General features: G+C 65.5%; 1 protein-coding gene. It reads left to right on the top strand.

Annotation, left to right across the window (positions count from 1 at the left end):
• Positions 1 to 2: 2 nt before the first annotated feature.
• Positions 3 to 742 (top strand): cysteine--tRNA ligase (locus tag K6I33_RS35435; protein WP_229358889.1); only part of this gene is annotated, 740 nt, incomplete at its 3' end.

The following is a 742-nucleotide window of genomic DNA, read 5'->3' as shown; positions in this document are numbered from 1 at the left end:
CCGTGAGCATTCGTCTGTACGACACCAGCGCCCGGCAGATCCGTGACTTCTCCCCGCTTGTGCCGGGCTGTGTCTCGATCTACCTGTGCGGTGCGACCGTACAGGCCGCTCCGCACATCGGGCACATTCGCTCGGGCCTGAATTTCGACATCATGCGCCGCTGGTTCGTCTACCGCGGGTATGACGTGACGTTCGTGCGGAACGTGACGGACATCGACGACAAGATCCTCGCGAAGGCCGGTGAGCAGGGCCGGCCGTGGTGGTCGATCGGTTACGAGAACGAGCGTGCGTTCAACGACGGCTACACGGCGCTGGGCTGCCTGCCGCCGACGGTGGAGCCGCGGGCGACCGGGCATGTGACCGAGATGGTCGAGATGATGCGCGGGCTGATCGAGCGTGGTCACGCGTACGCGGCCGACGGCAATGTCTACTTCGACGTGCGGTCCTTCCCCGGCTATCTGCAGCTGTCCAACCAGGAGCTGGACAATCTCCTCCAGCCTTCCGGCGAGGGTGAGACCGGTAAGCGTGACCCGCGGGACTTCGCCATGTGGAAGGCGGCGAAGGAGGGTGAGCCGAGCTGGGAGACGCCGTGGGGTCGTGGGCGTCCGGGCTGGCATCTGGAGTGCTCCGCGATGGCCCACAAGTACCTGGGTGCGGCGTTCGACATCCATGGCGGGGGTCTGGACCTGATCTTCCCGCATCATGAGAACGAGATCGCCCAGGCGAAGGCCTTCGGGGATGA

This window comes from Streptomyces sp. UNOB3_S3 (assembly GCF_020740895.1).
Taxonomy (GTDB): Bacteria; Actinomycetota; Actinomycetes; order Streptomycetales; family Streptomycetaceae; genus Streptomyces.
The sequence above is the reverse complement of the archived record's forward strand: the minus strand, read 5'-3'. Positions and strand labels throughout refer to the sequence as shown.